Raw genomic sequence first — 21,461 nt, 5'->3', positions numbered from 1 at the left:
AACGATAAAGTTTCTCAGCATCGTCCGGCCAGGGGAATTGGCTGTCCGAGAGTTATTCTCGGGGCTTTTTAATTATGGTAAAATAAATCAATGATAATTGTTTTGAATTTTGGAAGTCAATATACTCATTTAATTTCTCGAAGAATAAGAGAGCTGGGGTGTTATTCGGAAATTCTGCCTTTTGACTCCAAAGTATCTCAAATTAAAAAGTTTAACCCCAAAGGACTGATTCTTTCTGGTGGTCCTTTTTCTATTTACGACAAAGACGCTCTTTTTCCTACGAAGGGAATTTTTAAACTAAATATCCCAATTTTAGGAATTTGTTATGGCCAGCAACTCATAACTAAAATGCTTGGCGGAAAAGTCAAAAGAGGAAAATCAGGAGAATATGGCAGAGAAACCATCACAATTTTAGAAAAAAGTAATTTACCCCCCACCACTTTTCAAGGAGATAAATTTGGCCAAACAGACCACACGAAAAGTGGTGGGGGGTTATTTAAAGGGCTTAATAAAAAAGAGAAAGTGTGGTTTTCTCATGGCGATTCAGTCATAAAATTACCTCAAAATTTTAAGAGAATTGCCGAAAGCAGGACCTGTAGAATAGCTGCTTTTGCCGATGATGATAATAAAATTTTTGGAGTTCAATTTCACCCGGAGGTTACCCACACTGTCCACGGATTAGATATCCTAAAGAATTTTATTTATGACATTTGCAGGGAAAAGAAAGTTTGGAAAATCGGAGACATTAAAGACAATATTATCGCCAAGATACAGGCACAAATAGGGAAAAAGCCAGTTCTCATAGGAGTTTCAGGAGGGGTCGATTCTTTCGTTGCAGCAGTTTTATTACAGAAGGCAATAGGGGATAATCTTTACGCTGTTTTTATTGATAACGGTTTGCTTCGAAAGAAAGAAGCAGATGAAATTAGAAAAACTTTCAAAAAAGTAGGATTTAAAAATTTTTCCTTCGTTGATTCTTCAAACGAATTTCTTGCTAATTTAAATAATGTTATTGATCCTGAAAAGAAAAGAAAAATAATTGGCAAAACCTTTATAAAAGTTTTTGAAAGAAAAGTTAAAGAAATAGAAAAAGAAGTAAAAATTAAATTCTTGGCTCAAGGAACTATTTATCCGGACCGGATTGAATCCGCCCAACCTTTTAACAAAGCAGCGAAAATTAAAAGCCATCATAATATTGCCTTGCCAAGGAAATTAAAGTTCCAAATTATTGAACCGATTAAGGATCTTTATAAAGACGAAGTAAGAAAGTTGGGAGAAAAATTAGGACTGCCAAAATCCATTATTAAAAGACATCCCTTTCCGGGCCCAGGCTTATCTATAAGAATACTGGGTGAGGTTACCAAAGAAAGATTATCAATTTTAAGAGAAGCTGACAGTATTTTTATCGCTGAATTAAAAAAAGCCAAACTATACGATAAAATTTGGCAAGCATTTGCCTCCTTGCTGCCGCTTAAAAGTGTAGGAGTAATGGGGGATACCAGAACTTATGAATACATCGTTTCTTTGCGAGCAGTTAGTTCTAAAGATGGAATGACGGCCGATTGGGCAAAAATTCCCGGAGATGTTTTAGAGAAAATTTCAAATAGAATTATTAATGAAGTAAAAGGCGTTAATAGAGTTCTTTACGATATTTCTCAGAAACCTCCAGCCACCATTGAATATGAGTAAAACAGGCTTTCCTCCTTCGCTTAAGCTTCCACCTTCAGTAAACTTTCGGCGGACCAGTCGGACGGACAAGTCCTCCTTCGTTTTCATCCTCGCCGAAGCTACGGCGGACAAGGTTGCCTCGGGCTTAAAATTTCAAAACCCATCGTAAGCAAGATGGGTTTTTAAGGTAAAAATTTTTAAGTAAGGTTTTTAATAAAGACGTTTATCTACAATGAGTCCGTTTTGATCGAGTAAATAGAGCGTATCGTGTAGTTTATTGATAATGTCGCTGCCTATATAAATATACCAAGAATTTTTTAGGAAATCTTCGTCTCTGGAATGATATTTAAAACAGCCGTTGTAATTAAAGCGATCTTGGATATAAGATGTACATTGTGAACTATCAGCTACTTCTGGATTATCAGAATAATCTGGGACTGAGCAGCGAGAAACGCGAAGAACAAAATCCTGGCAATATGGGCCAAGATGAGGAATCTCTTCTAAAGTTGGTCTTGGGCATCTTTTCGAAAAAGAGGGATAAAAACTCTGATAATTCAAGAAATAACCAAAACATTTATTTAAACGGAAACCATTCTTAGTTCCTCCCAGAGGATTGGAGCTACTTAATAGGTATATTGTGTCAGATTTTTTAATAAAAATATTTCCTTTAGGTATAAAACCATAAGGACCTGGAAGAAGTTTCTCTCTGCCTTGAGGAATAACAATTTTTCCTTGCCTTCCTTTAATACGCCAACCGGTAATATTGATTTTCTCTTCTTTCTTGAGCCGAGAGCTTAAAGTAATTAAAGAAGGACGAGAGGAGGTTTTGGCCCTTGTTCCGGAAATTTTTACTTTGCCAAAATAAGGAGAGGTATTTATCTTAAAAGTTCTGCTGGCCGGAGTTAAATCAGCTGAATTTTTTGTTTTTGCTCTGACTAAAAACTTATATTCTTTTGGCCCCGGAGGAAGATTTACCGTTCTTTTTTTGGAAGAGGTTTTTACCCAATCATCATCAAATCCTTCGTATTTTGTTTCAAACGATATTCGTTCTTTAGCTCCACCTATCAAGATCTCTCCATCAAATTCAAAAGTAACTTTATTAGTATCTTCTATAATCTCTCCTTCTTCTGGCCCGGAAGTTATATAGGTGTCGATTAAAATAAATGGTTCTGATTTTAGCGGGACAACCGATGCTGTTCCTACAGATTTTATATTTGTAGATTGAGTTTTTAAAGATTTCTTTTGTGAAGTTTTCGTTTGAATCTGAAAACTAGCAAGGTAGTCTCGGACATTTTCCCATTCACCAATTTCCTGAAAGGAAGTCTTTCCAAAAGAGTAAAAAATCGCAATGACAGCAATAATAGTTAAAAAAGCAAAAATAACTCGCATGAGATTATTAGGTTAATTTCGCTTTTTTATACCATTAAAACCAAGCAATAGCGAGTTTTTATTCCTTGGATGCTGTTTTTTTATTTTTTATGTTAATATACCAAAAGAGCTTATGAAAATATCTATCTTAGAGGATAATATAATTTGGCTTTGGTTTTTCTGGTATTTCTTTGAAATACCAAAAGAAATTTTGAAGGGCTGGAGAAATTTTCTCTTGTTTAATTTAAATTATTTTTCCATTCCTTTACTTTTAAAAACCCTCTTTTCTCATTGGAAAAGATATTATTGGATAAGGGGCAGGGGTTTTACTATTGGGGAGTATTTTAATGTTCTTTTGTCTAACTTGATGTCCCGATTTTTAGGGGCTTTAATAAGGATAGCCTTGATTATAGTTGGTTTAATTCTTGAACTTTTTATAATTATTGGCGGATTTATTATATTTCTGGGATGGATTTTATTGCCGGTTTTATTGATCTCAGGACTAGTATTGGGCACACTTTTAATTATTTCGTGACAAATGTTTTATTTTAACTTAGAGGCAGCTAAAATTTTTCAGGCGGTAAAATGGGAAAGACATCCATTTTTTAAGTATGCCAGAAATCTTAAAAGAGTTTCTTTTTACTTTTTTCTTTTTGTATTTTTATTCTTTTTAGCCGGACTTTTGGGACAACTTTTTTCTGATGAAATTCTTTCTTCAGCCTTAGGATTATCAGTAATCTCTTTGGTTTTCTGGATATTTTTCCGTCTTCAAGAAAGCTTTTTTAATGTAAAATTAAAGAAGCCCCGTCTTTATCCTTTAGACTTAAACCTGCAAGTAAAGATTATTGAAGGGTTAATTGCGAAATCTGAACAATACAATTTAGCTGAATTCTTAAGTTTTGAGATAGCCAGGGCAGTTTCAAAATCTAGTAATTTTACTAAATCCAGAAAATTCTCCAAAGTTACTTCAGATCATCTTTTTTATTTTCTTTTAAAAGACAATCCAAAATTAAATTTTATATTCTCTCGAGCTATGTTGAATCTGAACGAAGTTAAGGCGGCACTAAAAAAAGAATTAAAAACAGAAAAACTTTCTCCGGAGAAGGAAACTTCCGGCTATTCCATTGATTTTCAAGAAACAATTTTTGAATCTTTCAGGATTGCCCAAAAAAAAGGACATCAAAGAGTTGAATTGGGGGACATGTTAACTGCTCTTTCTAAGTATAACCAATTTTTTAGGAGGATTTTGATTGAAACTAAGCTTGTATCCCAAGATATTGAAAATTTGACCTGGTGGTTAGAATCTTTAGAAAAAAGATCAGCTTTAGCTGAAAGATTTTGGGAAATAGAAAACTTAAAAAGGAAAGGATCTATTGCCAGAGATTGGGCGGCGGGCTATACGGTTACCTTGGATCGGTATTCAACAGACTGGACAGAAGTAGCGAAAAAAAGAGGTTTTGAAGAAATTATTGGCCATCAGGATGCTCTGGAGGCGATAGAAAGAGTTTTGGCCCGTACAGAGATTAATAATGTATTGCTTATAGGAGAACCAGGGATTGGCAGAAAGAGCATTATTCATGGTTTAACTTTGAGAGTTCTTTATGGCCAAAGTCTGCCGGAATTGAATTATAAAAGGGTAGTGGAGCTGGATCTTACTTCTCTTTTATCGGAGATAACCTCCCTTGAAGAAGTTGAAGCTGTTTTAGATAGAATTTTTAAAGAAGTAGTTAGAGCAGGAAATATTATTCTGGTTATTGATGAGTTTCACAATTATATTGGCCAGCTTGCCAGGCCCGGAATAATTGATATTTCGGGCGCTCTTTCTTCCTATCTGCGTTTACCTTCTTTTCGAATCATAGGAATAACTTCTTTTACTGGTCTTCACAAGTATATAGAGCAAAATCCTTCTCTTCTGAATCTTTTTGGCAAGATTGAAGCTTCTGAACTTTCGGAAACAGAGACGATTTTAATCTTAGAGAGTTTAGTTCCATCATTCGAGAAAAAATATAAAAAGTTCATAAGCTATCTGGCCCTTCGGGATATTATTGTTTATGCTAGTCGTTATATCCAGACAGTCCCTTTTCCCAAGAAAGCAATTGACCTTTTAGACGAAATAATGGTTTATGTTTCCCGTTATATAAAGGGAAAGTTAATTTTGCCAGAACACATAGCTAAAATTGTTTCTGAAAAAACCCAGATTCCGGTGGGAGAGGTAGCAGCTCGGGAAAAAGAAATTTTATTAAATCTGGAAAAACTAATTCATCAAAGGATTATTAATCAAGAAGAAGCAGTTAGGGCAATTTCAGAAGCTTTAAGAAGGGCTCGGGCCGATATTACAGTTAGGAGGGGTCCTATGGGTACTTTCCTGTTTTTAGGGCCCACCGGAGTTGGCAAAACAGAAACCTCAAAGGCGTTGGCTGCAACATATTTTGGGTCTGAGAAGCGAATGATAAGGCTGGATATGTCAGAATTCCAAGCGATTGAAGATATTTCCAGGTTATTGGGTTCGGCCGGTGAAGAGGGGCTCTTAACCACTCCTGTCAGAGAGAATCCTTTTTCTTTGGTTTTATTAGATGAAATTGAGAAAGCTCATCATAATATCTTGAATTTATTTTTACAGATTTTAGATGAAGGTTATGTGACAGATGGTTTGGGAAGAAAAGTTAGCTTTTCAAATACAATCATAATTGCCACCTCCAATGCCGGCTACAAGATTATTTTAGAGGCAATTAAAACCAAGACAGCATGGCAGGGTGTAAAAAAAGAACTCTTGGATTATCTCTTTGCTAAAGGAATTTTTCGGCCAGAGCTTGTTAACCGATTCGATGCCATGGTAATTTTTAGACCTCTAACCCGTCAGAACTTACTTGATATTTCAGAGATTTTGTTTTCAAGGTTAAAAAAGAATTTGGCCAAAAAATATATTGAATTCATAATTACTCCTCAACTAAAAGAAAAAATAGTTGAACTAGGTTATAATCCCATCTTCGGGGCCAGAGAAATGAGACGAGTTATTCAAGATAAAGTAGAAGATGTTTTAGCCGAAGCCATTTTAAGAGATGAACTAAAGAGAGGAGATAAGGTAGAAATAGAACCTAAAGAATTTAAGTTAATAATTAGATAAAACATCACGGGAACAGTTCTCGAGAACAACAATTCACATAGGAATTATCCACTGTTTGGTTGTTTAATGTCGGGTGTTAAACATGTATAATAATGTAACATGCCCTTTATTACGGAAGGTAAAACTAACTTAAAATATATATTAATTGTTGTTGTGCTGGCTGTTATTGTGGGCGGCGGGATTTTAGGTTATCAGTACTTGTCCTCCAAAGCTTTAGCGCCGGAAGGTTGGTGGTCGCCAAAAGAAGAAGCTAAAGTGCCAGGAGTAAAACCCTCCGTAGAAATTCCAGGAGAGGTAGAAGTCCCAGAAGAAAAGGTTCCAGTAGATGAAACAGCCAATTGGAAATTATATACTGATAAAAAATTTGGTTATACAATTAAATACCCAAAGGGTTTAATTGTCGAAGAAAGCCTTTCTGGAGATTTAAGCGACGTAAATTTTTATTTACCCGATTATACGGAAACGGAATTGCAGAGAGGTTATGGGCTTTCCTTCCTAAATACCGCTTTCATGCCCGAAGAGCTCTCCTCTACCTTTAGAGGGACCGTATTAAATAGATTACAACTTATGGGTTTGAAACTTATCTCAGAAAAAAATGTAATCATTGACAATAGAGAAGGGATTTATATAGCAACTGAAATACCTGGGCTTACGCCTTTATACATTATCTATTTACCATTTCCTGAGTTTGTACCAGATTCTGAGCTATACCCTGGGTGGGAGGGGGCTTTAGAAATAGATTTATACTATGGGTTGGCTGAAGGTGAAAGGGAGAGACACTTAGAGGTGGTTGAAAAAATTTATACAAGCTTGAAGTTTTAGAGAGAATAGGAATTTTCTAGGAAAAACATCTTGAGTTTAAAAACTCAAGGTTTTTTATTTGGGTGCCTGCACCGCACTAATTTTTTTGGGTGTGTCCCGCCTTAATTTTGCGAGAAAAACTATGGCGACACTCTCTCCACGGGAAAGGCCTCTTAATTGCGAAGCAATTACAAGGAGGGGCGAAGCACCGACTGGTTTGATCCGATCCCGATCGTCGCGAGAGTTTTATAGAGCTTATATTTCTAAAAACGGGTGTTATTTAGAATTAACGGTAAAATTGGTGCGGGGTGTTAATAACCTGTGGATAAATTATAAGACTCAAAGCTATTTTAAGCAGGGTTATTTTATGTTGACTTGTGGTAATGGAGTGGGGTATAAAGGAAGTGGAATGGAGGATTGTGGATAACTGTGGGAAAACTATATGTAATGGGGGATAACTTCGAGTGAGCGTAGCGAACGAGAACCCCGCCTCCTATGTAATATTTCATTAAGCTTAGAGGGCGGGGTATTAACCGGCTCGCTCCCGAGCTCACTATCTAACATGTTCATAGGCGAATATACATATTCAATTGATGAAAAGAAAAGATTAGCTATACCGGCAAAATTCCGGCAGCTTTTAGGAAAGCAGGCAATTATTACCAGGGGATTAGACAGTTGCCTTTTTCTTTACCCCAATAAAGAGTGGCGAACTTTAGCTCTAAAATTAAGCAAACTTCCTTTGGCTCAGGCTGACGCCAGGGGATTTGCCAGATTAATGTTGACAGGAGCTATGGATGCAAAATTAGATAGTCTGGGAAGAATTCTAATTCCCGATTATTTAAAAAGATATGGTCAACTAACAAAAAAAGTAGTTATTGCCGGAGTTTATAATCGAATTGAAATCTGGGACGAAAAGAAGTGGCAGGAATATAAAAAGAAAACTGAGATGGCAGTAGGTGATATAGCCGAAAGGTTAAAAGAGCTCGGCGTCTAAAATATAATTAAAATTTAGAATTTAATGATTCATATCCCTGTTCTCCAGAAAGAAATTCTTGAATATCTTGACCCAAAATCAAACGAAAATTTTATTGATTGTACGTTTGGCCAAGGAGGACACAGTTTAGCCATATTGGAGAAAAATGGACCCAGAGGAAAAGTATTAGGGATTGAAATAGACCAGGAATTATATAAAAAGTTGAAAGCCACAGGAATTAGGAAACGATTAACTTTAGTTCGAGACTCCTATATCAACCTAAAAGAGATCATTAAAAAAATTAGGCCAATCTCTGGAATTTTGTTTGATTTAGGAATGTCCAGCTGGCATTTGGAAGAGTCGGGTCGTGGATTCAGCTTTTTGAGAAATGAACCCCTGGACATGAGATACAATCCTCAGAATCCTTTAACCCCGTTAAAGGTCAACGGGGCTTGGCGGAAGCACAAAGAGAACAAACCTCTAACGGGGTTAACTGCTGAGAAGATTCTCAATTTTTGGTCAAAAGATGCAATAGAGAAAATCTTAAAGGACTATGGAGAAGAAAGATATGCCCGGATTATTGCCGAAAGTATTATTGAAAAACGAAACATAAGGCCTATTAAAACCACCTTCCAGCTGGCAGAAACCATAAAATATGTTGTGCCAAAGAGATATTTGAGGAACCGTATCCATTTTGCCACTAGAACTTTTCAGGCCTTAAGGATCGCCGTTAATGACGAATTAAATAATCTAGAAAGAACCCTTCCTCAGGCTCTGGAAAGCATAAGGAAAGGCGGAAGATTAGTTATAATTTCTTTCCATTCTTTGGAAGATAGGATTGTAAAAAATTTCTTCAAAAAAATGGCTAATCCTCTCAAAGTTTGCGAAACAAAATTTGAGAAAGCTAAGGAGGGCTTGCCCGCCGACTTGTCCGCCGAAGATTTATCGAAGGCGGGATTGCCTGCCCCGTACTTTCGCCAAAGGCGAATAGTATCGAGGCTTAGAATTTTAACAAAAAAGCCGGTCAGGCCAAGCCCTGAAGAAATTCGAGTCAATCCTCGATCAAGGTCGGCTAAATTAAGAGCAGCAGTAAAAATATAGACATACTAAAATATATTATGATAAAAAAGTTCTTAATAGCTTTACCAGTAATTCTTTTTCTAATCTTCGGTTCCTACTTTTTAGCAATTATGAATATTGGGGTAGGTAGTAGTCCAGAAGCTTTAGCGAAAAAGGGAGATATACTCTATGTTTTTGATAGTGGTGTGCACTACTCTTCAGACTGCTTTTGCGTTTATCATGGGAAGAGTACTTTTCAACCAACCATCTGGCTGATAGACACAAAAAACTGGAAAATTTTAAGGCATATTAAAGTATCTGATTCAGAATTTAATTCCACAAAAAGATGGATTTTGGATAATGAGGAAGAAAGATTGTATTTAGACGAACTGCCATCTGATATGATTTCTTTAATTGAAACGACAGACGAATCTCTTTCAAAGAAAATTTTTTCAGGGGCAATTTACTCTTATGATACAGGAAATGAAATTTTTATTTTTCCATATGGAGTAACCAGAGGGAAACCATATGGGCTATGGCTAACAAGCTTTCCGGTCAAAATTACTGCTGTAAATAGGGAAAGTTATGAAATTCGTAAATTTAATTTATCTGAGGATCCTTTTTATCAATTCCATATAGATTTCGTTCCACATTTTGGTACCTTTGGTGAAAGCCTCTGGGTTGACGCCTCTGACATAGTCTATGTCACTGGACGCAGTCATCGGGGTGAAAAACCTGGAGTTTTATTTGTATTTGATTCTCAAACAGGAAATCTAAAAGCAGCTTTAGAACTTGATTCACCAATCAATAAAATAGTGCGACTAGCTGTTTCCTTAGGAAACTTCTCAATATTACCCCTCTTCTTCTGATAGAAAAAGTGTCAACTTATAAGTCTTAGAAAAGGCTAAGGAAGGACAGCTTCAGATTTTAACAAAAAAGCCGGTCAGGCCAAGCCCTGAAGAAATTCGAGTCAATCCTCGATCAAGGTCGGCTAAATTAAGAGCAGCAGTAAAAATCGTATAAACATATTAACATATTAATACCTAAACATTTAAACATCTTGGATTCTACTTAATACTTGGATGTTTAAATATTCAAATAATGTATGAATAATATTTTAGCTATTAATTCATTTATTTTAACCATCCGTCCTTTTATCCCTGGTTTAAAATGGAAGTTCAACCTTAGAATTTTTTATCTTTTATGTTTTGGTTTAATTGGCATCTTTTTTGTCCTCTATATTTTTCAGATTAATTCAGTTATTCAGAAAACTTATCTTCTCAAAAATTATGAAGCAGAATTTAACTTTCTCTCCGAAGAGACTCAAGCTTTAGGGGTAAAATTTGCCCAAGCAAATACCTTAGAAAATATTGAATCATTGATTAAAGATTTAAGTTACGAAAAGATAGAAGAGATAAGATATATTCAATTAGTAGGATCTCAAGTAGTGACAAAATAAAGTTTCTTTTCTCTTTTCTTGATTTTTTTTATGAAGCAATGGCGGATTAATTTAATCTTTATCTTTATTATTTTTTTTGGAGCGGTAATCATTAGCCGCTTATTTTTTCTTCAAGTTTTAAATCAAGATTATTGGCGGGCCTTAGCCAAGGGGCAGCAAAAAATTTTTTTAAAAATTCCCAGCACAAGAGGGGAAATTTTTTTAAGAGATAAGAATGACAATCTTTATCCTTTGGCAATCAATAAAGAATGGTCTTTGGTTTATGCTGCTCCAAATGAAGTCCAGGATAAAACAGGCATAGCTCAACAATTAAGCGGAATTCTTGAATTAGATCAAGACTTTATTTTAGAAAGATTAAGCAGAGAAACTTTCTATACAATCATAAAAAAGAAATTAACAGAAGAAGAATTAAAAGAATTAAAGGAATTAGATTTAACGGGCGTCTATCTGGAGAAAGAAAAAGGCAGGTTTTATCCTCAAAAGTTTTTAGCTTCCCAAACAATAGGTTTTTTACAAGCAGATGGAGGTGGAGAATACGGAATAGAGGGTTATTATAATGATATTTTAGAAGGCAGGGAAGGTTTTCAAGAAGGAGAAAGAAGTGCTCAAGGATTTTTTTTAGCCTTTGCTGAAAAATTTCTGCCGGCCGAAGGAGGCTCCGATCTTGTTTTAACTTTGGATTATAATATCCAATTTATGGCAGAAAAGTTATTATGGGAAGCTAAAGAAAATTTCGATATCGAGGAAGGGACAATTATAGTTGGAGATACTATCTCCGGTGAAATACTGGCAATAGCTAACTTTCCTAATTTTAATCCTAATCAGTATTCAAAAGTTGAAAATTGGGAAATTTTTCAGAACTCAGCTATTCAAAAAATCTTTGAACCAGGCTCTGTTTTTAAGCCTATAGTCATGGCCGCCGGTTTGAACGAAAAAAAACTGACCCCACAGACAACTTATGAAGATAAGGGATTTGTTAAGGTCGGAGGTTATACAATTTACAATTACGACAATAGAGTTTGGGGTCAAAGAACAATGACCGAAGTCTTAGAAAGATCGATAAATACCGGAGCAGTTTTTGCTGAAAGTCAGGTTGGTCATGAGCTTTTCTTGAAATATCTTGAAAAATTTGCCATTTTCAAACCAACCGGAATTGATCTAGAAGGAGAAGTTTTTTCAGAAAATAAGGAGTTTAAAAAAGGGTATGAAATCAATTTCGCTACAGCTTCTTTTGGTCAAGGAATCGAGATGACACCCATCCAACTTTTTAGAGCCTTTTCAGCTATCACCAACAAAGGAAGGTTGGTGAAACCCTATATGGTGAAAAAGGTTTTAACCAATGGGGAAGAAAAAGAGACACAGCCTGTCATAGCAGGCTCTCAAATTATTTCCTCTCAAACCGCCTCACAATTAATAAAAATGCTAGTCAATGTGGTGGAACAAGGTTATGCCAAGAGCGCGAAAATCCCCGGTTATTATATTGCCGGAAAGACCGGTACTGCCCAAATTGCTTGGTCTGCTTTGGGAATGAATAAATCAGGCTATTCAGACAAAACCATTCAGAGCTTTGTTGGATTCGCTCCAGCCTATAATCCTCGTTTCCAAATTTTAGTTAAACTTAACAACCCAAAAACTAAGACCGCTGAATATTCAGCTGTGCCAATTTTTCACGATTTGGCAAAATATATCATTGATTATTGGCAAATTCCTCCAGATTACGAATAAAATAAAATAGTGTATTCGAATATCCTTATTTTTGGTTGGGGCTTGACAAAACAGAGTTGATATTCTAAAAAGAATATGGGGGGTGGTTGCTGAAAGATTAAGAAAGGAGGTGAAACTATGGAAGCCCTATTCTGGAGCTTGGTAGCGCTAGGCGTTACCTGGATTCTGGCAGACTTCCTTAACAGCCGATTTGTGTATGTTTCTAACATTGCGCATTGGTTGGTGTATCATGGTTTCGCCCATGATTCACAAAGGTGTGCTTGCCATGAAAATAGGGTTAGGACGTCGATCCAGAATTCTCCTGTCCGCTTCTGGTTCAGGATCGGTGTCTTTGCGGGGTGTATCAGTCTTGTTCTCACCCTGCTGCTCCTCGCCTTAGCTTCTGTCATTTCCAGCCTTGCTGAATTGATAGAAGCTATCGGGCGACTTATCGCCTAGCAGTAACTACCACCACAGGCCTCCCTGACTTTGGGTGATTCCGGTCAGGGAGGCTATTTCGAGCTATTCATCAGAAGATTGGTTGAGTTGTCAATTAAAATATTTTGAAAGCTCAACCGATCATCAGAATCGGCCTTTTAATTTCAGGTTTGCCTGATTAAAAGGAATGGCTCTTTCGTGATAGTTGGTCATCTGAAGGAGGTATAAAGGTGACAACACAAGAAGAGGGGATGACAGAAGAAGAGGCCCTAGAAGCGATAGAAAAAAGAGCACCAGTGATGTTTTTATTTAGAGGTAAAAGATATTTGGGCATTTTTATTAGCAAATCCAAAGAGGGATCCTTTCTATTTGAAGGAAGAAACGGAACCGAGTTTATGAGGTCTAAGGTTGACCTCAAGCATGCTCAGATTAGTCTAGTTGGCAAAAAGAAGTAGATCCTAGATAAAGATTTTATCCCCCAAAGCCAGGACCATGTCCTTGGCTTTTTGTTATAATCGTGTTAATTTCAAGATAGAACATTCAATTTCAAATTGTCGATCTCGACAAGAAAGGAGGTAAAAAAAGTGGCTAGAGTTAAATCGACCAAACCCAAGAAGAGAACGAAAACAATGAAAAGAGGTCTGAGACTATTTTCCGTTCCATCTTTAGATAACAACTTTCCACAGAGAACAATTCAGAAGATGGAACAAGTCATTGAAGATATTCTCAGCAATAACCAAGTTTTAGACGAGATAAGCAGCTGGATAATAACACAAGCTATTTTGGCAGCTAAATTTCGACAGGCATCAATTATAGAAAAAAACACAGTAATGATAGTTATTCAGAAACACAGAAAGAAAGGACACCGCCTGGGATTCAGCGAGAGACAAATGCAGGCCATTAATCGTATAGTTTTACAGAAAGACCAGACCGGTCAATTGGAAGATTTTGCTCAGCGACTATTTAAAAAGAGGAAAGAATAGGGGATCAATCCTCTTTTTTTATGGCCCTATCGTCTAGAGGCTTAGGACGCCAGGTTCTCAATCTGGTAACACGGGTTCAAATCCCGTTGGGGCCGCAAGAAAATCTCTAAAAAGGCGGCCCCGTACAGAAGCAGAGGCATAGCCCAGCACCAGAGCATAGCACGGTGCCGGACTAGTCCCGAACTGAACTTCGTTCTATTTCGGGGCTTTATACGGGGTAAATGTTTTGATAGAATAAAGTATATGGAAAAATACGACTACGCTATTATTGGCATGGGAATAGGAGGATTAACAACAGGCGCTTTGCTTGCGGAAGCAGGAAAAAAAGTGATTATTTTCGAACAGCATTATCTTCCGGGAGGTTATGGCCATACTTTTAAACGAGAAGGTTTTTCATTCTGTCCCGGATGGCATTATGTTTGGAATTGCGGAAAAGGCGAGGCAGTCTATAATATGCTAAAAAAATTAGGATTAGAAAAGGAAGTTACATTTGAGAAACTTGACCCAAAAGGATTTGATAGAGTAGTTTCAAAAGGAATCGATTACAAGATTGGCAGTGGATTTGAACGTGAATGTTCGCGATTATCAGTAATGTTCCCCAATCACGGCAAACAAATAAAAAAATACTTCTCTATAATAGAGAAGTTTAATCAACACAAAAACAACGTCGAAAAACTATTATGCTTCGCTTATATTTATAAGTACCTTAAATGGACGCTCCAAAATCTTTTTGACCATTTTCAATTTCCTCCTAAGCTTCAATTAATATTATCGGGTCAAAGTCCAGTTTTTCTTTTGCCGCCTAATAAATTATCTTTAGTTGTTCACGCGTGGGGCATTGCCTCTTATGACTCCGGAGCATACTATCCAACAGAGCATTTTGAAAAGGCGGTAAATGGCTTGTTTAATAAAATCAAAGATAGTAAAAAATGCAGTACACATCTTTCTACAGAAATTGTAAAATTAAATTTAAACGATGATAATACAAGAGTTATTTCAGCAGAGACTAAAAATGGAGAGATGTTTTCGGCAGATAATTTTATTTTCAATGGAGATCCAAAGCTCAGCATGGATTTAATTGGTAAAGAATATTTTCCTGAAAAATTTCAAAAAAAATTAGATTATGATTATTCATCAGGCGTGTTAAGCGTCTTTTTAGGCTTGAAGGATATAGACTTAAGTAAATATATGGGCAAAGAAAATATATTTTATTATTCAGATCCAGATATAAACAGTCTTTATGAGCAGCACTTTGCCCAGGGCATTCCCAAAGAACTGCAGCTCTTTTGCAATGCGCCATCTTTACGTTCAGATGCTTTATGTCCCCCGGGATGTCATCAATTAGTTGCCATAGCTCCTTGCAATTATCAATATTTTGCTGATTTAAGGTCTAAGAGCAGAGCAGAATATATTAAAGTGAAGGAAAAATATGCCGATAAACTTATAGATACAATAGAAGAAAAATTTGTCCCTGGATTAAAATCCCACATTGTTTTAAGAATAGTCGGTACTCCGACAACAAGCGAACATTTTGTTTTTGCGCCTCAAGGAAGCAGTTATGGCACTAGTTTAGATCCGGCTAATGTTAATATAAACCGTCTTAGACATAAAAGTCCCTTCAAAAATATGTATTATATTGGCGCGGCAAGCTTTTTGCCTGGTTTTGCTCCAATAATATCCTTTGCTTCAAATCTCTATGAAAAATTAACAGGAGATAAAGTACAGTAACTCTATATTGCATTTTATTTAATATTGATTTAAGATAAATCTACAAAATTACAAATTTAATTACTAATTCGTTAATTCATAGATTTATGGAATTTTTAAAAAAGATCTCCGCATTTTAAGTTCAAATTTGCGGACATCGACACAGCCGATACCGATTGGCTTTCAAAAAGTCAATTTTTTATTTACAATAAGATAATGATTAAAGAAACATTTTGGCACAATCTCTCAATCAGAGAAACGGGGATAATTCTAAAGACCGATTTGAAAAAAGGCTTAAGCGAAGAAGAAGCAAAAGATCGTCAAAAGAAAGTTGGAAAAAATTTACTCCCCACAGAAAAACCTTTATCAGGTGTTAAGATATTTTTGGAGCAATTTAGAAGCCCCTTAATTTATATTTTAGTTATTGCCGGAGTAATAACCCTATTTTTAAAAGAATATACAGATTCTATTGTTATTTTCGGCGCTGTAATTCTGAACACAATTGTTGGTTTTTTTCAAGAGAATAAAGCTAATCAAGCTTTAAGGGAACTTAAGAAAACAATTATGCCGGAAGCTAAAGTACTCAGAGGGGGAAATGAAAAAGTTATAAATTCATCAGATCTCGTTCTGGGAGATGTTTTTATTTTAGATCCGGGAGACAAGATTCCGGCTGACGGAAGGCTAATCGAAGCTTATAATTTGAAGGTCAACGAAGCCACCCTGACCGGAGAATGGATATCAGCTGAAAAAAAAATAGATATTTTTCCAAAAAAGACACCCTTAGCCGACAGAGATAATATGGTTTATATGGGAACAATTATTGAAGAAGGAAAAGGAAGGGTAGTAGTGAGTGGTATTGGAATCCAGACTGAGGTTGGGAAAATTGCCCAAATGGTTAAAGAGACAAAAGAGGAAAAAACTCCTTATCAAAAAAGATTACTCCATTTCACAAAAATTATCGGTCTCATAGTTATAATAATGTCCATCTTTATTTTTCTTGAAGGAATATTGACGGGTGGAAAATTCATAGAAATGTTTACGGTGGCGGTAGCTGTAGCAGTAGCTGCCATTCCAGAGGGCTTGCCGATTGCCATTACTGTTGTTCTTTCTCTGGGAATGCAAAGAATTTTGAAAAGAAGAGGATTGGTCAGAAAACTTTTAGCAGCTGAAACCCTAGGTTCAACTTCTGTAATTTGCACAGATAAAACCGGAACTTTGACCGAAGGAAACATGCAGGTGGCTGGAATTTATACCGGCACTAAAGAACTTTTAAGCGACGGACAAAAATATTCAGAACGAGTTGATAGAGATGGGGTTGAGTCTCATATTTTAGCTCTAAAAATTGCTACTTTATGCGGCGAAGCTTTCATTGAAAATCCTGATAAACCCCTGGAAGAATGGATTATTCGGGGCAGGCCAACCGATAAGGCTTTATTAGTAGCCGGCATCCAGGCTGGTCTGGATAAAAAAGAGTTAGAAAAAGAGCAGCCAAAAATTATAGATCTTCCTTTTAGTTCAAGCCTGAGACACTCTGCTTCTCTCCACCGTTTTTCAGAGAGAGAAAATATCCTTTATATTTTAGGAGCCCCGGAGAAAATTCTAGAGAAATCAAGATATATAGAGATAGATGGAAAGCAAAAATTATTATCAGAAGAAAAAATCAGAGAATTAAACAAAAAATATGAGACATTAGCTGTTCAGGGACAAAGGATTTTAGCTACAGCTTATAGGAAAATAGCCGTCTCTAAGGAAAAAGCGCCAAGCTTAGAATCATTTGAAGAATTTTCCCAAGATTTAATTTTTGTAGGCTTTATTGCCTTAAGAGATCCCTTAAGAAAAGAAGCGAAAAGGGCAATTAAAATTTGTCGTCAGGCAGGAATAAGGATTATTTTGGTTACCGGGGACCACAGGTTAACCGCAAAAGCCGTAGCTACTGAGATAGGATTTAAAATCTCAGAGAAAAATATTTTTGAAGGAGAAGATTTAGATAAACTATCCGACGAAGAGTTTGCAAAGAGATTAAAAGAAATTCAGATTTACGCCAGAGTTGAACCTAAACATAAGATAAGAATTATTAAGGCCTGGCAGGATAAGGGAGAGGTGGTGGCAATGACCGGCGATGGTATAAATGATGCCCCAGCCCTAAAAAAGGCTGATATCGGCATAGCTTTAGGCTCAGGGACCGATGTTGCCAAAGAAACCTCTGACTTAATCCTTCTGTCAGATTCTTTTGATATCATTGTCGCTGCAATTGAAGAGGGAAGAGCAATTATCGATAATATCAGAAAGGTTATTACTTATGTACTTTCTGATAGTTTTACTGAAGTGATTTTAATCGGAACAGCTATAATGATAAGCAGGATTACTGGCAATTCTTTCATTCTGCCGGTTACAGCCGTCCAGATTTTATGGGTGAACTTGATTGAAGATGGCTTGCCAAGCGTAGCTTTAGCTTTTGAGCCAAAAGACAAAGACTTAATGGAAAGAAAACCCTATGGACATCGTATTCCATTAATGACCAAGGAAATGAAAGTTTTAATTTTCATTATCGGCATTATAACCGATATTATTCTTTTGGGATTGTTTTTCTGGTTAATTAAATATTCGGGATACAGAATCACTCATATTCAGTCAATGATTTTTGTTGGATTAACCATAGGTTCACTTTTTTATGTTTTTTCTTGTAAAAGTTTGAGAAAGAATATTTGGTCTATCAATATATTCTCTAATAAATTTTTGATTTTTAGTTGGTTTATTGGAGTAATAGCTTTACTGGCCGCTCTTTATCTTGAGCCCCTTCAGAAACTTTTAGGTACAGAACCTTTATTGAATCCTTTCGACTGGGTACTTCTTTTAAGCTTGGGGTTATTGAATCTGCTGTTAATTGAGGGCGCTAAATACTATTTTATAAGAAAGAAAAAATTTGATTAAAGAAAATAAATGAAAAAAGTAATTTACGCTATATCTATTCTTTCTGGCACCATTATCGGAGTCGGTCTTTTTTCTTTGCCTTATATTACTTCAAAAGTTGGGATTTTTGTAATGTTGGGCTATTTTTTAGTTTTGGGGGCTTTGGTTATTATTTTGCATTTATTTTTTGGCGAATTATCTCTAAGAACACCAGATTTTAAGAGATTACCTGGCTTTGCTAAGATTTACCTTGGAAAATGGGGTCAACTCGTAGCCTATATCTCAACAATCTTGGGATTATTTGGAGCACTTCTGGCTTATTTAATTATTGGCGGACAGTTTTTAGAAAGTTTATTGTCACCATTCTTGGGCGGTAATTCGTTGTTTTATACTTTTTTCTATTTTGCTTTCGGGGCTATTTTAATTTTCTTTGGAATTAAAGCTATCTCTAAAATAGAATTTTGGGGATTAATTTTATTCTTTATTGTTTTAGTTATTATATTTTTACGTGGCCAGCCTTTTTTCGAAATGAAAAATCTTTTTATTGCCCCGACTTTAAATTTAAATAATTTTTTCTTGCCCTACGGTGTTATTCTTTTTTCTTTATGGGGGGCATCCTTAATTCCCGAAGTAGAGGAGATGTTGGGAAGAAGAAAAGACTTGCTGAAAAAAATAATTCCCGTTGCCATTTTAATTCCAATTTTAGTTTATATTTTTTTTATTTATATAATTTTAGGAATTACCGGACCTCAAACCACCGAATCTGCCTTGCTTGGCTTGCGGAATTTTTTAGGCGATGGAATAGTTTCATTGGGGCTGCTCTTTGGCGTTCTGACGACTTTTACTTCTTTTATTGCTTTGGGGCTAACCTTAAAGAAGGTTTTTTGGTATGATCTGAAAATAGGGAAAAACTTGGCCTGGGCAATTACTTGTTTTTTTCCTTTGGCCTTTTTTTTAGTTGGTATTAAAGATTTTATCCCAGTAATATCTTTTGTTGGAGGAATAATGATTGGCATCAACGGAATCTTAATTCTTTTAATGTACCGGGCCTGCAAGAAAATCAGTCGTTTCTCCCTCTTTTATTTTTTAACATCTTTTCTAATTTTAATTTTTATTCTCGGAGTTTTATATGAAATATTTTATTTCTTAAAGGTGTTTTAATCTACAACATGACTTTTGTCTATATTTTAATTTTCATTATTTCCGTTCTTTTGCTTTTCTGGGCAGGCACTTTTATTATTGATAGTTTAATGAGAATAGCCAAATTTCTAAGATGGAAAGAATTTGTGGTAGCTTTTTTTGTTATAGCCATAGCCTCTTCTATTCCTAATTTTTTTGTTGGAATAAGTTCAGCTTTACATGGAATTCCTCAACTTTCCTTTGGTGATGTGGTTGGGGGCAATATAGTCGATTTAACGGTGGCTGTTGCTTTAGTGGTTTTAATCACCAAAGGTTTGCCAACTACAAGCAATTTAATCCAGGTTTCTTCATTATTCACAATCTTAATTGCCATATTGCCCGTTGTTTTGATTTTAGATGGGACATTGGGCAGGGTAGACGGGATCTTATTGATCGGATTCTTTTTCTTTTATGTTTTTTGGCTTTTTTCCAAAAAAGAAAGATTTATTAAAGTATATGATGGACAGAAACTCCCCATTGTGAAAGAACTAAAGACCTTCTTTAAGGATATTGGGAGAGTGGCTATCGGTATAATATTGCTATTATTGGGAGCAGAAGGAATTGTTAGGTCGGCCAGCTTTTTTGCCATCAGTTTTAATTTATCTTTACCAATAATTGGGGTTTTGATTGTTGGCACCGGAAACGCGTTGCCTGAAATCTATTTCGCCATAGCTTCTGCCAGGAAGGGTCGAACCCGGATGATTTTAGGGGATTTAATGGGTTCTGTTATTATTGCAGCCACTCTTGTTTTGGGAACCGTGGCTTTAATCCACCCCATTGAAATTTCAGATTTCTCCCCATTTGCCATTGCCAGGCTCTTTCTGATAATTTCAGCCATATTCTTCTTCTTCTTTATCCGAACTGGCCGGAAGATTACCAGAAAAGAAGCCCTATTTTTACTTCTGATTTACTTGATTTTTTTAGTCTCCGAAATATTTTTTACATAAACTCAAGCATCGTTCGTTGATTTTTTCTTTAAATTATTATAGAATAATTTAATGACAGAGATAGTAACTGGCCTTTTAGTTTTAGTTATTGTAGGATTGATGATAGTGATTTTTCTGGTATCAAGGAAAAAACCGGAGAAACAGTCAGAATCATTCGTAATACTCCAGCAACAGTTAAATAATATTGCTCAGGTTTTAGATAGCAAATTATCCGAATCAACAAAAGCTATTCAGACTCAATTCGGCCAAAGTACCAAAATTATTCAGGATGTTACCGAGAAGTTAACAAGGCTAGACGAAACCAATCGTCAGGTTGTAAGCTTTGCCGATCAACTGCGCAACCTTCAAGATATTCTGAAGAATCCCAAACAACGAGGTGTTTTGGGCGAGTATTACCTGGAGACTGTTCTGAAAAATGTTTTACCGCCAAGTTCTTATCAAATGCAATATTCATTTAAGGATGGCAGTATAGTTGATGCTGTAGTATTTGCCAACAAACGGATTATTCCTATTGATTCAAAGTTTAGTCTGGAAAATTATAACCGTATACTGGAATCGCATAATCCCGAAGACAAGAGAAGATATGAATTGTCTTTTATTGGTGACCTTAAGGCTCGGATTGATGAAACGGCCAAATACGTAAAACCGGAAGAAAACACAATGGATTTTGCTTTTATGTTTATTCCCTCAGAGGCCGTTTTCTATGATTTACTTATTAATAAGGTAGGAGTAGTTACCGACGACACAAACAATCTAATTCACTATGCCGGAAAGAAAAAAGTTATAGTTGTTTCTCCGACATCCTTTCTGGCGTATTTACAAACTGTTTTACAGGGCCTGAGAAATCAAAAGATTTCCGAGCAGGCTCAGGAAATCATCAAAGAAGTGGAGAGACTGGGCAAACATTTATCGACCTATAGCGAATACATGAAAAGACTTGGCAATCATCTGGGAACAACCGTGGGTAGCTATAATAAAGCTGGTAAAGAATTTGAAAAAATTGATAAAGACGTGGTGAAAATTGCGGGTGGGAAATCGCAAATAAAGATTAAACAATTAGATAGACCAAGAGAACAAGATTAATATAATATAAGAACATACTGGCAGTCATTAAAACGGCAGTAAGCCCAAAAGGTATATC

Annotated in this window: 18 protein-coding genes and 1 tRNA gene; 18 read left to right on the top strand and 1 reads right to left on the bottom strand. The window is 35.9% G+C overall.

Features of this window, described 5'->3' with window-relative positions:
- The first annotated feature begins 90 nt into the window (after positions 1–90).
- Positions 91–1,689, top strand: coding sequence for a glutamine-hydrolyzing GMP synthase (guaA, locus tag ENH66_03175; protein ID HDZ54680.1), 1,599 nt, complete (start codon positions 91–93; stop codon positions 1,687–1,689).
- Between the two features lie 189 nt (positions 1,690–1,878).
- On the opposite strand, the gene ENH66_03170 is transcribed toward guaA, so the two are convergent.
- Positions 1,879–3,057 (bottom strand): hypothetical protein, encoded by a 1,179-nt coding sequence (locus tag ENH66_03170; protein ID HDZ54679.1) that lies wholly within the window; start codon positions 3,055–3,057, stop codon positions 1,879–1,881.
- A 112-nt stretch (positions 3,058–3,169) separates the two neighbouring features.
- Here ENH66_03170 and ENH66_03165 point away from each other — a divergent pair, with 112 nt between their 5' ends.
- From ENH66_03165 to ENH66_03085, 17 genes are all read left to right on the top strand, one after another.
- Entirely contained in the window at positions 3,170–3,571 is a 402-nt protein-coding gene (locus ENH66_03165) for a hypothetical protein (GenBank protein ID HDZ54678.1), read from the top strand.
- Positions 3,572–3,574: 3 nt separating this feature from the next.
- A complete protein-coding gene (locus ENH66_03160) occupies positions 3,575–6,160 on the top strand; it encodes an ATP-dependent Clp protease ATP-binding subunit (protein ID HDZ54677.1) in 2,586 nt (861 codons plus the stop codon).
- 99 nt (positions 6,161–6,259) lie between these two features.
- A complete protein-coding gene (locus ENH66_03155; protein HDZ54676.1) occupies positions 6,260–6,982 on the top strand; it encodes a hypothetical protein in 723 nt (240 codons plus the stop codon).
- Positions 6,983–7,523: 541 nt separating this feature from the next.
- The gene (mraZ, locus tag ENH66_03150) at positions 7,524–7,955 is read left to right on the top strand and encodes a transcriptional regulator MraZ (protein HDZ54675.1); all 432 of its coding nucleotides are present in this window, start codon (positions 7,524–7,526) and stop codon (positions 7,953–7,955) included.
- A 24-nt stretch (positions 7,956–7,979) separates the two neighbouring features.
- On the top strand, positions 7,980–9,035 hold the full coding sequence (gene rsmH, locus ENH66_03145; protein HDZ54674.1) for a 16S rRNA (cytosine(1402)-N(4))-methyltransferase: 1,056 nt from the start codon (positions 7,980–7,982) through the stop codon (positions 9,033–9,035).
- 17 nt (positions 9,036–9,052) lie between these two features.
- On the top strand, positions 9,053–9,862 hold the full coding sequence (locus ENH66_03140) for a hypothetical protein (GenBank protein ID HDZ54673.1): 810 nt from the start codon (positions 9,053–9,055) through the stop codon (positions 9,860–9,862).
- 55 nt (positions 9,863–9,917) lie between these two features.
- A complete protein-coding gene (gene mraW, locus ENH66_03135) occupies positions 9,918–10,016 on the top strand; it encodes a 16S rRNA (cytosine(1402)-N(4))-methyltransferase (GenBank protein HDZ54672.1) in 99 nt (32 codons plus the stop codon).
- 82 nt (positions 10,017–10,098) lie between these two features.
- Positions 10,099–10,452 carry a hypothetical protein gene (locus ENH66_03130; protein HDZ54671.1) on the top strand — a complete coding sequence of 118 codons (354 nt, stop codon included), beginning with the start codon at positions 10,099–10,101 and terminating at the stop codon, positions 10,450–10,452.
- Positions 10,453–10,482: 30 nt separating this feature from the next.
- The gene (locus ENH66_03125; GenBank protein ID HDZ54670.1) at positions 10,483–12,177 is read left to right on the top strand and encodes a penicillin-binding protein 2; all 1,695 of its coding nucleotides are present in this window, start codon (positions 10,483–10,485) and stop codon (positions 12,175–12,177) included.
- 647 nt (positions 12,178–12,824) lie between these two features.
- Positions 12,825–13,049 carry a hypothetical protein gene (locus ENH66_03120; protein HDZ54669.1) on the top strand — a complete coding sequence of 75 codons (225 nt, stop codon included), beginning with the start codon at positions 12,825–12,827 and terminating at the stop codon, positions 13,047–13,049.
- Between the two features lie 174 nt (positions 13,050–13,223).
- On the top strand, positions 13,224–13,577 hold the full coding sequence (locus tag ENH66_03115; GenBank protein HDZ54668.1) for a hypothetical protein: 354 nt from the start codon (positions 13,224–13,226) through the stop codon (positions 13,575–13,577).
- Positions 13,578–13,599: 22 nt separating this feature from the next.
- Positions 13,600–13,675: transfer RNA gene (locus ENH66_03110), tRNA-Glu, on the top strand.
- 145 nt (positions 13,676–13,820) lie between these two features.
- Positions 13,821–15,305 carry an NAD(P)/FAD-dependent oxidoreductase gene (locus tag ENH66_03105; GenBank protein HDZ54667.1) on the top strand — a complete coding sequence of 495 codons (1,485 nt, stop codon included), beginning with the start codon at positions 13,821–13,823 and terminating at the stop codon, positions 15,303–15,305.
- A 195-nt stretch (positions 15,306–15,500) separates the two neighbouring features.
- Positions 15,501–18,215 carry an HAD family hydrolase gene (locus tag ENH66_03100; GenBank protein HDZ54666.1) on the top strand — a complete coding sequence of 905 codons (2,715 nt, stop codon included), beginning with the start codon at positions 15,501–15,503 and terminating at the stop codon, positions 18,213–18,215.
- A gap of 9 nt (positions 18,216–18,224) precedes the next feature.
- Entirely contained in the window at positions 18,225–19,355 is a 1,131-nt protein-coding gene (locus tag ENH66_03095; protein HDZ54665.1) for an amino acid permease, read from the top strand.
- Between the two features lie 8 nt (positions 19,356–19,363).
- On the top strand, positions 19,364–20,320 hold the full coding sequence (locus tag ENH66_03090; protein ID HDZ54664.1) for a sodium:calcium antiporter: 957 nt from the start codon (positions 19,364–19,366) through the stop codon (positions 20,318–20,320).
- Between the two features lie 51 nt (positions 20,321–20,371).
- Positions 20,372–21,403, top strand: coding sequence for a DNA recombination protein RmuC (locus ENH66_03085; protein HDZ54663.1), 1,032 nt, complete (start codon positions 20,372–20,374; stop codon positions 21,401–21,403).
- Positions 21,404–21,461 lie beyond the last annotated feature (58 nt).

Source organism: Candidatus Nealsonbacteria bacterium, from assembly GCA_011050465.1.
Lineage (GTDB): Bacteria > Patescibacteriota > Minisyncoccia > Minisyncoccales > RBG-13-36-15 > RBG-13-36-15.
The sequence above is the reverse complement of the archived record's forward strand: the minus strand, read 5'-3'. Positions and strand labels throughout refer to the sequence as shown.